This is a genomic window from Thermococcus sp. LS1, from assembly GCF_012027395.1.
Lineage (GTDB): Archaea > Methanobacteriota_B > Thermococci > Thermococcales > Thermococcaceae > Thermococcus.
The window spans coordinates 488,192-500,534 of the sequence record NZ_SNUJ01000001.1 but is presented as its reverse complement, the minus strand read 5'-3'; the positions used below and the strand labels follow the sequence as shown (position 1 = coordinate 500,534).

Annotated in this window: 12 protein-coding genes; 3 read left to right on the top strand and 9 right to left on the bottom strand. The window is 52.3% G+C overall.

Annotated elements, in window-relative coordinates; all coding sequences use genetic code 11:
- Nucleotide 1: 1 nt before the first annotated feature.
- Both E3E26_RS02765 and E3E26_RS02760 read right to left on the bottom strand, forming a co-directional pair.
- Entirely contained in the window at nt 2–985 is a 984-nt protein-coding gene (locus E3E26_RS02765) for a hypothetical protein (RefSeq protein ID WP_167899796.1), read from the bottom strand.
- A gap of 10 nt (nt 986–995) precedes the next feature.
- Entirely contained in the window at nt 996–2,441 is a 1,446-nt protein-coding gene (locus E3E26_RS02760; protein WP_206204302.1) for a DUF515 domain-containing protein, read from the bottom strand.
- A 76-nt stretch (nt 2,442–2,517) separates the two neighbouring features.
- Here E3E26_RS02760 and E3E26_RS02755 point away from each other — a divergent pair, with 76 nt between their 5' ends.
- From E3E26_RS02755 to trm14, 3 genes are read left to right on the top strand one after another with little or no spacing between them, the layout of a single operon-like run.
- On the top strand, nt 2,518–2,850 hold the full coding sequence (locus E3E26_RS02755) for a TIGR04076 family protein (protein WP_167899795.1): 333 nt from the start codon (nt 2,518–2,520) through the stop codon (nt 2,848–2,850).
- Nucleotides 2,807–3,880, top strand: coding sequence for a GTPase (locus tag E3E26_RS02750; RefSeq protein ID WP_167899794.1), 1,074 nt, complete (start codon nt 2,807–2,809; stop codon nt 3,878–3,880). Before E3E26_RS02755 ends, E3E26_RS02750 begins: the two co-directional genes overlap by 44 nt.
- Before the next feature lie 6 nt (nt 3,881–3,886).
- Nucleotides 3,887–4,984, top strand: coding sequence for a tRNA (guanine(6)-N2)-methyltransferase (gene trm14 / locus E3E26_RS02745; RefSeq protein WP_167899793.1), 1,098 nt, complete (start codon nt 3,887–3,889; stop codon nt 4,982–4,984).
- Nucleotides 4,985–5,079: 95 nt separating this feature from the next.
- On the opposite strand, the gene E3E26_RS02740 is transcribed toward trm14, so the two are convergent.
- From E3E26_RS02740 to E3E26_RS11120, 7 genes are all read right to left on the bottom strand, one after another.
- Entirely contained in the window at nt 5,080–5,598 is a 519-nt protein-coding gene (locus tag E3E26_RS02740; RefSeq protein ID WP_240911622.1) for a cell division protein, read from the bottom strand.
- Between the two features lie 4 nt (nt 5,599–5,602).
- Entirely contained in the window at nt 5,603–7,315 is a 1,713-nt protein-coding gene (locus tag E3E26_RS02735) for an OPT family oligopeptide transporter (RefSeq protein WP_167899792.1), read from the bottom strand.
- 321 nt (nt 7,316–7,636) lie between these two features.
- On the bottom strand, nt 7,637–7,993 hold the full coding sequence (locus tag E3E26_RS02730) for a hypothetical protein (protein WP_167900122.1): 357 nt from the start codon (nt 7,991–7,993) through the stop codon (nt 7,637–7,639).
- Between the two features lie 46 nt (nt 7,994–8,039).
- On the bottom strand, nt 8,040–8,723 hold the full coding sequence (locus E3E26_RS02725; RefSeq protein ID WP_167899791.1) for a fumarylacetoacetate hydrolase family protein: 684 nt from the start codon (nt 8,721–8,723) through the stop codon (nt 8,040–8,042).
- 63 nt (nt 8,724–8,786) lie between these two features.
- Entirely contained in the window at nt 8,787–10,502 is a 1,716-nt protein-coding gene (locus E3E26_RS02720) for a M1 family metallopeptidase (protein WP_167899790.1), read from the bottom strand.
- Between the two features lie 9 nt (nt 10,503–10,511).
- The gene (locus E3E26_RS02715; RefSeq protein ID WP_370520084.1) at nt 10,512–11,489 is read right to left on the bottom strand and encodes a M1 family aminopeptidase; all 978 of its coding nucleotides are present in this window, start codon (nt 11,487–11,489) and stop codon (nt 10,512–10,514) included.
- Nucleotides 11,486–12,295 (bottom strand): hypothetical protein, encoded by an 810-nt coding sequence (locus E3E26_RS11120; protein ID WP_240911621.1) that lies wholly within the window; start codon nt 12,293–12,295, stop codon nt 11,486–11,488. The genes E3E26_RS02715 and E3E26_RS11120 overlap by 4 nt, the downstream gene beginning before the upstream one ends.
- Nucleotides 12,296–12,343 lie beyond the last annotated feature (48 nt).

The following is a 12,343-nucleotide window of genomic DNA, read 5'->3' as shown; positions in this document are numbered from 1 at the left end:
CTCACCGCCCCTCGTTCGTCCAGCTAACGTGATAGGTTATATCCACACTTCTCCCCATGAAGATTATCCAGACCGGGAAGTCGAATCCCGCCTGGCGCGGGGGAGTGATTTCAGGTGTTCCTACTGAGATACCGCTTATCAGCGTGTTCGAGAGCTGGAACATTCCAGGGAGAGATGGAGCCGGCTGCGGCTGAGGAGTCTTCTGTGGTGGAGTGAGACCTTTGTATCTCCAGACGAAGTCCTCCATATACTCTCTGTAGGTCATGGTGTAGTTAGGTACGAAGTCGTAGGTCTCGGCACCATCGAAGATGATGGGTATCGACGCTGCAAAGAACGTGTTGAAAAGTCCGCCTTCGTTGGGAACGTTGGCGAGGCGGAATGTGACCGTTCCGTCGTACTTAAGGATTTTAATGTGGCCATCAACCATCGGAAACATACTTCTCAGATATATGACCTTGGGAGTGTTTATGAGCTGGGGATATATAACCCCACAGCTTATTACCGAGATCTCATCAAGATCCTCTATAACGCCGCTAACCTGACTTCCGTTGTACTCAACAGAGGTTATCTTAGCCTGATCACCACAGGCAGTTTGATAGTCCACGGTTGGGATGATGTAGGAGTAGTGAGAGGTTATCCTGAAGTTCACAACAACCGTTTCATAGGGCATTATCCAAAAGCCAGTGTAATAGTTAAGGGTCGTCCTCTGGATGTTTGAGAGGTTATGAATTACATTATCCCCAAGGAGAAATGCCTTCATCGCCTCACTGTTGTCGAGCCTGTAAACTGTGAAGTCATAGCGCGGATTAACCACTATAAACTTCGGGAAGGGAGCTGTGTTGACTATGGTGACATTTAGGTCTATCATTACCTGCCCCATTATACCGATATTGTTGTAGGTGTCCCCTGGAAGGCTATAGGTCGCTGCACTAACTAGAGACGAAGCTAACAAAAGAATAAAGAGAGATACTGCGAGGCGCTTCATGTTAATCACCTCAGCTCGCGACCTTCGCTATGTAGAGGTACTGCTGGTTGGAGAGTATGTCTGGTACGAAGATCGACGGAACCCTAACGATGACGAGGAACTGGGTGTTCGGATCGAGCACGAGCATGCCCGACTCCTTCTCCAGGTCGACTATCTCCCATCCGTATGCCCTGAGCTGCTCTTTAACATCCTCGCTGGCCTGTATCTTTCCAGCTGCTATCGCCTTGAGTATCTCAGTGAGGTCGACGGTGTAGGTGTAGCTCGCCGAGGCGCTCTGGGTAGCCGTCTGGGTGTTCGTGTAGATATCGCTGATGGCCTGGCCGTTGGTTATTGAAGTGTCTCCCGGCGTGTATGTGGTCGTGTGATCCTCGGTGTACTGGGTTGAGGATGAGCTGCTTGAAGAGCTGGTCTGGCTCTGGGCCTCGTTGACCGATATGGTTCCAGCCTCAGTCGGTAGGAGGACGAGCTGGACGTAGCCCTCGTTCACTATCTCCTTGAACTGGGCATTGGTGGCGTTCTTGGCGAATATCATTATCTTGTCCCCCGGAGCGAGGAAGGCTCCGTTTATCTTGTCCCTCGAGAGGACGAGGGCAATGTCAACGAACTCAACCTTGTAAACTTTGTACTGGATAAGATCCTTGTAATCCATTATTCCTCCGAGAATAGACTTAGCCTCAGTCTTTGTGACGATTCTCTTGAGGTCACCCTTCTGCAGTATAACGTTCTGAGTTGGTATAGTGTCGATGAGGTAGTAGTAATAGTCCCTCCAGAGCTCGAGAAGGTACGGCGAGGTTGTGATAGAGTTGACCTCCTCTATCGTGGTTGCGCTCGCAACCTGATCCTCAAGACTCTTCATGGAGTCAATGACCTTCTTTTTGATGTCGTCGGGCAGAGGCATCGAGAGAAGCGGCTGAAACTCCATCTCTATGCTCTTTATCTTCTCCTGTTTGGCCTGGTTAAGCTGCTTCTCGTACTCGAGACGCTTCTGCTCCGCAAGGTATGCCTGATACTCCTGCCAAGCCTTTGCATAGGCAGCCTTAACGTCTATTGCGTTGACCTCATCAACGGACTGGGCAGAGTTGATCTCATTTATGAGCTCCTGCTTAGCCTGCTGACCAATGGTACTATTCATTATCTCTCCTTGGAAGTACTGGTTAACCTCGGCCAGCTTTTTGGCCTTAGCCTGCGATAGCTGCTCTGCGGCACGGTTTTGGAGATAGACATATGCTCCCACAGAGATTACAAGAATGATAATGATGAGAATCGCAGCACCAGTAAGAATTCTCTTCCTTCTCTCTCTTTCCCTAATGCTCCCCACTGGACGAGGTTTTTTAGGGGGCTTTTTGACTGGGGGTTTGGCCACTTTAGGAGCGTCAGGCTCCGCACTGGCCTTACCTAGTTCCCTCAAACGGCGAATTTTCGCCTCGATATCTTCGGACACGTTGAGCACCACCATCAACTGTTATCATAATCAGCTTCTCGTATCAAATAGTTTTTTGAACCTCAAGCTTTATTTAGATTTCGGTGGTGATATGGAGCGGTTAGAGATTAGAGTAGTTGAAATTCGGGGAAAATGTCCCGTTTTTCGCCTTGGGGACAAAATAGTGATTGATGGCCCAACCATCAACCTAGAGGAGACAGACGCACTGTGCACCCATGCTCTTGCCTCGCTACTGCCGTACATAGTTGCACTGCGAAAGGGTATTAAGCCAAAAGAACTTGGGCTTGGTATGGGAGAGAAAGCCTACGTGCAGTGCCTTGATCCTGGACCGCCCTACACAGACGGAGGGACGGTAATCTTCGAGATAACGGTGGTGCGAGATGAAGCAGAGAAAAGCTTGGCGAGTTGTGAGAGAGGTAATTGACGAGGCTGATATCATCGTCGAGGTAGTTGACGCGCGAGACCCTATAGGAACGAGGAACAGAAAACTGGAGAGACTCGTTCAGGAGGAGGGAAAGCCGCTCCTTATAGTCATGAACAAGGCCGACCTCGTGCCCAAGGAGTGGGCCGAGGAATATAAGAGAAAGAGCGAGATTCCGGTCGTTTTTATCTCCGCCCGCGAGAGGAAGGGAACAGGAATTTTAAGGAGGGAAATCAAAAAGCTCGCAAAGGGCCTGCTGGACGAGCAGGATAAAGTCAAGGTGGCCCTCATAGGCTATCCTAACGTCGGCAAGAGCACGATAATCAACACGCTGAAGGGCAAGAAGGCCGTAGGAACAGCCCCTATTCCTGGCTACACAAAGGGAAAACAGCTCATAAGGCTGAGCAAAAAGATATGGCTCCTCGACAGCCCCGGAGTGGTTCCCATAGACGACTTCGACGAGCTCGTTATCAAAGGGGGCTTTCCCGCAGACAAGATAGAGGAACCCGTTAAGCCGGCACTGAAGCTCATCGGCAGAATCCTGGAGACGAGAAAGGAGGCGCTAACGGGAAAGTTTGGCATTAAAGACTTTTCCAGCGAAGAAGACATCCTTAGGGATATAGGAAAGCGCAAGGGCATAATCAGGAAGGGCGGCGAGGTTGACCTTGAGGAAACGGCTCGCTGGCTCCTCCGCGAGTGGCAGACCGGAAGGTTCACCCTCTTCGGAAAGGAAGAGGAGAAAGGCCAAGAGTTCGTCTGGGACTTCGAAGATGTTCTTGACGGCATCGAGAAGGATCTGCTCCTCGACCCAAGGAGGATACTCTGGAAATACGGCGAAGAGCTGAGGGAAAAGCTTGACAACACGAAGCGGGTTGGAATACGGGAAATTGAGGGGTTCACCGTCGGCATTGCGACGGGCTTCAAGAAGTGCGACGGCGGAATAAAGCTCCTCGAAAAGCTCACCGGAAAGCATGTCCTTGCGAGTGAGTGCTTCGGGAAGAAGTGGAAAGGTGTCGTTGTGATAATGGAGTGATGAAGGATGAGACTGCTACTCACGACTTCTCAGGGAATTGAAGATTTAGCAAAGGCCGAGGTAGAGAGCCTTCTCAGCCAGCTTGGAGTTCCGTTTCGGGTAGAGGAAAAGCCGCTGGGCGTAGAGGGTAGAGTCCTGGCCGAAGTAGGCGAGGCCTTCTACACCGATGAGAAGGGCAGAAAGAGGGAGCTGAGCGTTGCGACATATTTAAACGAACGCTCAAGACTGCTCCACCGCGTCATAGTTGAGATAGCGAGCGAGAGGTTCGAGGGAATAAGTGAGGACGAATCAGAGAGGGCGTTGAAGAAAATAGAAGACTTCGTGGCTTCCCTTCCAGTGGAAAAATACATCAAGGTCAGTGAGAGCTTCGCGGTTCGCTCCTTCAGGAAAGGAGAACACAAGATAACCAGTGTTGATATAGCAAAAACCGTCGGAAAGGCAATTTTTGACAGGTTGAGCAGATACGGGACTCCAAAGGTTAACCTCGACCATCCAGCGGTTATCTTCCGAGCGGAGCTGATTGGTGACGTATTCTTCCTCGGAATAGACACCACCGGCGATTCTTCCCTCCACAAGCGGCCTTGGAGAGTCTACGACCATCCAGCACACCTCAAGGCTAGCATAGCTAACGCACTCATAGAGCTGGTCAAGCCAGACGGTGGGCCCTTCATCGACCCCTTCTGCGGAAGTGGGACGATTCCGATAGAGCTGGCTTTGGGAGGCTACGGAGGCAAAATAATTGGCCTTGAGAAGTACAGAAAGCACCTCCGTGGGGCCAAGATGAACGCACTGGCCGCTGGAGTTTACGACAGGATAGACTTTATACTCGGCGATGCGACGAAGCTGAGCGAATACGTTGAGAGCGTTGACTTCGCGGTGAGCAACTTGCCCTACGGCCTCAAAATCGGGAGGAAGAGCATGATACCAAAGCTCTACATGGAGTTCTTTGGTGAACTGGCCAAGGTTCTTGAAAAGCGCGGCGTTTTCATAACGACGGAGAAAAGGGCCATAGAAAAGGCGATAGGGGAGAACGGCTTCAAGATTGCCCACCACAGGCTCATCGGGCACGGTGGATTAATGGTGCACACCTACGTTATTGAATAACTATCCCTAATCTTCCTAAAGGGCTAAAGCCAGCCAACAGCTTCTCGCTCCCAAAAAAGGGCATAAATAACAGCTAAGAAGAAGGGGAAAGAGAGTCAGACCCTCAGGCCCTTGATGGCCTGGAGGGTCTCCTTCAGATCCTCGTAGCCAAAGCGCAGGTACTTTCTTCCCTCTTCCTCATAGCCGTCGGCGAAGGCGCTCCAGGCTCTGTTAAGGGCCCTTTCGCCCCTGCTGAAGACTGTCATTATGGTTCCATAGGTCATGAGGCCCTCTATCCTGAGAGGCTGGGCCTTCTCTGCGAACTCTTCGAGCTCCTCCAGTACGGCGGTGAGTTCACTGAGAACCTTCTCCCTTGGGACGTCCATTATGGCCTCGAGCCTTGCGAGACTCTCGGTGAGGAGCCTTTCAAGCTCCTTGACGCCGCCGGTTCCGCTCTGGGCAGCTCTGTGGAGCTCCTCTTTGGCACCCTGTCTTCTCAGGACTATGCCAACGGCCATGACACCGAGCGAAACCGCCAAGCCACTCCACATCGGCGGTATCCTGGCAGCCGTGATAGCTCCCCCAACGAGTCCAATGGTGAGTATGACGTTGCCTATGAGCTTCTTCATTTCCATCACCTCATGGGTGAAGGACTCCCAGCACGGTGAGGACCGCGAACAGGAGGGTCATCGCGGCCTCTCCTACCATCAGACCTGCCGCAACCGGGAGGACCTTCTCCGTAATGAACTCGTGTCCCTTCTTCCTCTTGGCGACCTCGTGGACGATACAGCCTATTCCGTAGGGAATGATGTAGAGCATCGGCAGGTACATCGAGAGTCCAACGAGGACTCCAAGTCCTGGAATGCCGCTCATCGAAAGGGCGAAGCCGAGGATTCCACCGGCGATGAACTTGTCCACCGGGACATTTCCTCCGAGGATGGCCTCGACCATCGACTTGAGGGCCATTGCCTGCGGCGCCGGAACCATCTCGTTTCCTATTCCGTAGGCCTTCCAGATGAGACCGACGACGGTCAGGGCTATTATCGGCCCTATCCAGGCGGTGAGGAGCTCGACCTTCTGCTGCTTTGATGGGATGCCTCCTACGAGGTGGCCCGTCTTGAGGTCCTGCATCATGTCAGCCGCTCCGGAGATGGCGACTCCGACGGTGGCGCCAAGGAGTATCGTGAGCGGGACGTTCTTGCCGGTCAGGTAGAGGAGTATCATGACCGACACGAGCGAGAGGCCGGAAACCGGGCTCCAGTCGGTCATTCCAGTGGACATTGCAACGAGGAGCGACGCGACGAAAATCCACACGACGCCGACGAGGGCCGTGAGCAGGCTCCTGCCCAGGCCGAGGTCTCCAAGCTGGTAGGTTGTCACCAGCAGAAGGAGGAACGCCAGGGCGATTCCAGCGTAGAGGTAGCTTATCGGCAGCTCCTCGTTCCTAGCCCTTGAGCCCAGCTTGCTGGCTCCCGCAATGCTCTTGATGGCAACGACTATGACTGGAAGCGAGAGTATGAGACCAGCTATGGAGCCTCCAAGGAGCATTCCGATACCGAGGGGCCTTGTCATGTTGGCGTAGACGAAGGAGCTTATCGCACCGTCGGTGACATCACTTGGAATCCATCCAAGGGCCTTGACGAGTGGGGTGATAATGTAGTAGGAGAGCACTCCACCAGCAAGGACTATGAGACCATTCCTTCCGGTTATGAGTCCCATTCCGAAGACCATAAGGGAGAGCGCTATTGTGAGGTTGACCCAGGAGGGCAGGTGAAGGATAGAGCCGAGGTCAACGTACTCCGGGATTATTTCTGGAAGGCCGAGGATGGGGAACTGCTGAACGAGATAGACTCCGGCACTGACTATCATTCCAAGGAAGAGCAGCCTGGCCTTCTCGATTCCGCTTCCCGGGGTCTTGAGGACGGTAGCGACTGCAGTTCCCGTCGGGAACCTGAGGCGGTCTATCTCGATCATCTGCTTCCTCAGTGGGATTATGAAGGTGATTCCCAGTATGGCTCCAGCCGCGGTTGCAATGAAGAAATACGGCATGTTGATTTCCTCGTTGAGACCCATTATGTAGAGCGCCGGTATGGTGAATATGACTCCGGAGACCGAGATGTTAACTGCGGAGGCTATTGTCTGGACGATGTTGTTCTCGACGATGGTTCCCTTCTTGAGCAGTCCCCTGAGGATTCCCCAGCCGACTATAGCGGCTATTGCAGAGCCGCCGGAGGTGAATCCCATAATCATTCCGGCGTAGGTGAAGCTCGCAGCCATGAAGGCGCCCCAGATCACACCAAGTATTACCGCCGCAGGCGTGACTTCGCGATAGGTTCCCTTTTCTTCACCCATTTCTCAACCCCCTGCACAGTTATGAGCACTCATGTCCACATTGGTATGGAAAGCTTAGGGCATAGGTATTGCTTTTTTTAGGATATAAAGTTTGTTAGGACGTTAAAATTCAAGAACGGGAATTTAAAACCAACAAACAGCCAAATTAAGCCTTTATGGAGGTTTTTGATATTTCATGAATAAGGATTCATCAGCAGCATGTTCAAATGGACACCAGCGCACATTACGTCATTACAGTATCGAAGAATCTTTGAGGACAGATGAAACAAAACGAACGATGACCCGTTGGAGAAGATAACTCGAAAGTAACTTAGAAGAAATTCAAAAGAAAACGAATGAAAGTCGACTTATTACCCTCAGTGTCATACTCAGAACGGCTTTTTTGTCGTTCGGTTTGTGTATGGTGAGCTTCCACTTTCCTTTGGGCAACTCAATCACCGTGTCTATATGATGGGTTTCTCCAAAGTCCTTCAAAACTTCGCCGTCGTTTGATACTATCTTCACATCTACTGGAATGTCGGAGTCAATCTTCACCGTTAGGTTAGAGGGGCCAGCAAAGACGTACTCCAGAGTTTCTCCAGAACCCAAGAACTTCGCCTTGCTGTAAGCGAATTTGGTCTCAACGCAGCCGGCAGAGAGAACCAAGAGCACAACGAGGAAAACAGCAAGGCGCCTCATCCACACCACCGAAGAGAGTTATGAAAGAAAAACTTTAAAAAGTTTCTCAGCAGAGTATCGAGCTCTCCGCTATAACGTCCTCCTCTAAAGTCCCGATACCCTCTATCCACGCCTCAATCCTGTCGCCGTGCCTGAGCGGACCGACGCCTGCGGGGGTGCCGGTGGCGATGATATCGCCCGGCTCCAGCATCATTATTGAGCTTATGTACTCTATCAGCTCGGGAACTTTAAAGACCATCTCACTCGTTCTGCCGAGCTGTCTAAGCTCGCCGTTTACCTTCAGACCGATTTCAAGGTCACTGATGTCAAGCTCGCGCTTGTCCACAACTCTAGGCCCGACCGGTGCGAATGTATCGAAGCCCTTCGAGAGGGTCCACGGCATGCCGCTTTTCCTTGCTTCCGCCTGCAAATCTCTCGCCGTAATGTCGAGCAGTATTGTGTAGCCAAGGACGTAGTCCATCGCCTTCTTCGCAGGGACGTTCTTCGCGCGCTTACCAATTATCACAGCAAGCTCGACCTCGTGGTCAACGCGCTTGCTCATCCGTGGGAGGACTATCGTTGAGTTGGGACCGATTAGAGCCGAGGGCGGCTTTAGGAAGAAGACTGGCCTTTCAGGGACGTCGCTCTCCATTTCCTTAGCGTGCTCCGCGTAGTTCTTGGCGAGCGCTATTATCTTGGTCGGCCTGATCTCGTAATAGGTGTCACGAAAGGGGAGTCTAATTAGGGACATTGAAAACCACCAGAAGACCTACTTTTCAAGGGTTTATAACCCTACGCAGAAAAAAGAGAAAGTTCAGTTGACCTTCACCTCAACCCAGTCAATTTCAAACTTCTTGTTCACGTTTGCCACCCATTCCTCGAGGTCAACAATAATTATGATTGGCCTGGCTTCGAGGGTTATGGACACTTCGGCGGTACCGTTGACCCAAACGACCGTGTCCATGAACCTGCCGTTCTCCATGACTATTCTAAGCTCTACCGGCATTGTGAAGTTGTTTGCATCAATCAGCCTGAAGGTCAGGTTGTAGCTGCCGCTCTCGTTGTCAACCGAGAGGTTTTCGATGGTGTAGTCGGGCAGTTCCGTTCTGTTGAACCATTCGCCGAAGAACCAGTTTAGGTTCCTGCCCGAGGCCCCTTCAAAGGCCCTCTGGACATCGGCAAAATCGCAGGTTGCTCCGTGACAGTCGTGAAGTATTTTTCTCAACCCTTCAAAGAAAACCTCGTCTCCGAGCACGAACCTGAGCGAGCGAAATACGAAAGCGCCCTTGTAGTACACCACGGGGATGAAGTCCTCGGCCCAGTAAGCCTTGGGGTTGTTGATCCTAATCGCTTCGTAAATCGGTCTGGATGTGCCGTATTCGGCAACGAAGTCCTCTATGCGGTCAAATACGGTAGTGTAGCTCGCAGGCGCGTAGTGGGTGGTGGCAAGCATCTGGAAGTAAGTGGCGAAGCTCTCGTCGAGGTAGCCGAGCTTTACGTAGCCGGCGAACCACATGTGGGCGATCTCGTGGAACACAAGTGCCGGGTTGCGGTAGACGAGGTCGCCAAAACCCTCTCTGGCACCCAGAACGACCGAATTGACCCCCGGCATCTCCATGCCGTGCCCGATGTTGTAGTAGGGCTCAAACACCACAGATAAATTCTCAAGCGGTGCAACGCCGGTGACGTTGATGTACAGTCCGAGGGAGAGTGCTATTAAGCGCTCCATCTTCCGCCAGATAACCGGGTCGTACTTCTCATGCGGAATGTAGGCCGTAACTTCGATGCCGGCCGTTGTGAAGTCCTCGGTAACGATGCCCCAATGATAAATAAACGCCTCACCGAGGGCATAGGGGAGCTTAGGGCCGCTGAGCCGGCCGGTGGAGTTGAAGAAGCCGTAGCCCGGTACTACAAGGGTGTATCCATCGGGCAGGGAGTACGAGAGGTTCAGACCGGTGGAAACCGCGTTTATCTCCCACCAGGTAAGCGGTGAGCCGATGTAGTGGTAGGTTAATTCCACGAAGGCGCTGTAGTTCAGCACGTAGGTGAGCTCCCCGCGAAGGGTTTCCCCCGAGGAGTTGAACCTCACCGCGTAAATGGACAGATAGCCGTGCTTCTCAACTATCCTGTGCTCGTCAAGCCGTGAGAAGTCAATGGGGACGCCTTCAATCGTGAGGTTGACCCTCAGGAAGCCCGAGTTGTCGTTGAGGTGGGAGAGCATGAAATAAATCACCTTCTCCGAGAGATTGCTCAGCACGAAGTCGTAGCGCCCGCGTATCAGTTCCCCATCGTACTCAATGCTCAGGTTGCCGCGCTGAACCAAGGTTGATGAGATGAGCTCATCCCACAGGGGATCGTCGCTCACGGGTGTCAGGTTTTCGACCCTAGGATTTTCTGGATATAGCACCGCGAAATTGGAGGCTCTACTGGAAGGGGTAAGGCTGGAAGTGCTCGTTGACGTGCCGCTTTCCCCGAGACAGCCGCTCGCAAGAACCATAAAAACGAGGAGAAAAGTGAGGAGGCGTTTCATATTATCCCCTCAGTTGACCTTCACAGCGATGCCATTGATATCGAACTCCCTGTTCACGTTGGCCATCCATTCGTCGGGGTCGATTATTATCGTCGTTGGCTTAGCTTCCAGGGTGACATCAACGCTCCCGAGGCCATTTTCCACCCAGACCGTCTTATCCACGAACCTGCCGTTTTCCGTGACTATTCTAACGTAAACGGGCATCGTGAAGTTGTTCCTGTCAACGAGCTTAAAGATGAGCCTGTACGAGCCGCTCTCATTGGCCACCGTGAGGTTCTCAACCGTGTAGTCCGGCAGCAGCGTCGAGTTAAACCACTCGCTGAAGAACCAATCGAGGTCTTCGCCGGAGACGTTCTCGGCTATACGCTGGAAGTCCTGGACGGTGCAGTAAGAACCGTGGCACTCCGTTAGCGCCTCGTGGAGAATCTCATTGAACGTTTCATTTCCAAGGACAAAGCGGAGAGAGCGTAGTATGAAGGCACCCTTGTAATAGAGGACGGAATGCACCTTCCAGTAGGGAATCGAAGCGTTCATGGCCTGGTAGTAGGTGAAGTTTCCGGATTCCATTATCGCCCTTCTCTCCCTATTGTTTGCCCATGCGGGGAATCCCTCGGGGTTCCAACGGGAATAGGCCTCAAACCTCATGAACTCGGCAAAGGCCTCGTTGAAGCGATGGAAGCTTGCGTAGTGGACGAACCACTCGTGGGCCAGCTCGTGGAAGAACAGGGAGGCATAGTTGGTTGCGGAATCCTCCATATCCACCGGACAGTCCACGAGGAACGTTCCCTTCACGTCAAGACCCTTGGCCATCTCCCCAAATATCTCCCTTGAACGGTAGAAAAATCCTGGGACAAAGACCACGTCGAACCGCTCAACCGGTCTGATTCCAGTAATGTTCGTGTACAGCCCAAAGGCGAACTCAAGCTCCTTCTGGACGAGGTTTAGACCCTCCTCGCTGTAGCAGCTCCCCGAATAGTAAACCGTCACGTTGACGCCATTAACCGACAGCTCCTTCCAGCCGAGGTTCTGGAGATAAAGCGAGAAACCGAGGTGGGGGTATAATGGTGAAGTGTAGACCACCTTTGAACCATTGCGGACGACTCCGTAGTCAAAGAGCACGAAAACAGTGTCTTTGGGCAGATGGGGGTGACAGTAATAGTCGCGTTCTTCGACGCAAACTCCCACCAAGAGAAGTCCGTTCCAATGAGAACGTCACGCTCCCACATCTGGCGTATATAGTCCTTATTTTCGAGGTAGCGGAAATCGTAGGTGACAACGCCTTTTAGGGTGGTGAAGTTCGTCGAAACGTTGACCGCGTAAAACCCAACACCAAAGCCCTCATCATCAATCCACCGGTAAACGTTCATACGGGAAAGCTCAAGCGGAACGCCCTCAATGGTAATGTTGAGGGTTAGGGGGCCGTTTGGGGTGACGAGAAGTGCCAGATAAAGTGTCCTTGAGGTGAAATTGGTGAGAACAAACTCGTATCTTCCCCTGAAGACGCCGTTGGTGTAGTTGACTGTTATGTTGCCATGCTGGGAGTATGGAACTTTGGCATATTTCTCCACGAAAAATCCCTGGACTTCCCCATAGCTCAGATTAACGACCTTTGGCTCCTCAGGATAGAGGAACTTCACAGGGGGAACCTGCTCCACGGAAGTCGTTGAAGTGGTTTCAAGCGCGGGTGAAGAAGCACTCGAAGGCGTGCTAGTCGGGGTATTCCCACCGCCGAGACAGCCGCTCACTATGACCATGAAGACCACAAGAGGGACCAGAAGCGATGCCCTCCGCATTTTTATCCTCCAGTAAAATTTAAACCCAAAGAAGTATAAAAGGGTTTT

Coding starts and splice junctions, on each gene's coding strand:
- E3E26_RS02760 (WP_206204302.1), bottom strand. CDS start 2,441: ATGGTGGTGCTCAACGTGTCCGAAGATATCGAGGCGAAAATTCGCCGT.
- E3E26_RS02750 (WP_167899794.1), top strand. CDS start 2,807: ATGAAGCAGAGAAAAGCTTGGCGAGTTGTGAGAGAGGTAATTGACGAG.
- E3E26_RS02730 (WP_167900122.1), bottom strand. CDS start 7,993: ATGAGGCGCCTTGCTGTTTTCCTCGTTGTGCTCTTGGTTCTCTCTGCC.
- E3E26_RS02720 (WP_167899790.1), bottom strand. CDS start 10,502: ATGAAACGCCTCCTCACTTTTCTCCTCGTTTTTATGGTTCTTGCGAGC.
- trm14 (WP_167899793.1), top strand. CDS start 3,887: ATGAGACTGCTACTCACGACTTCTCAGGGAATTGAAGATTTAGCAAAG.
- E3E26_RS02740 (WP_240911622.1), bottom strand. CDS start 5,598: ATGGAAATGAAGAAGCTCATAGGCAACGTCATACTCACCATTGGACTC.
- E3E26_RS02725 (WP_167899791.1), bottom strand. CDS start 8,723: ATGTCCCTAATTAGACTCCCCTTTCGTGACACCTATTACGAGATCAGG.
- E3E26_RS11120 (WP_240911621.1), bottom strand. CDS start 12,295: ATGCGGAGGGCATCGCTTCTGGTCCCTCTTGTGGTCTTCATGGTCATA.
- E3E26_RS02735 (WP_167899792.1), bottom strand. CDS start 7,315: ATGGGTGAAGAAAAGGGAACCTATCGCGAAGTCACGCCTGCGGCGGTA.
- E3E26_RS02755 (WP_167899795.1), top strand. CDS start 2,518: ATGGAGCGGTTAGAGATTAGAGTAGTTGAAATTCGGGGAAAATGTCCC.
- E3E26_RS02765 (WP_167899796.1), bottom strand. CDS start 985: ATGAAGCGCCTCGCAGTATCTCTCTTTATTCTTTTGTTAGCTTCGTCT.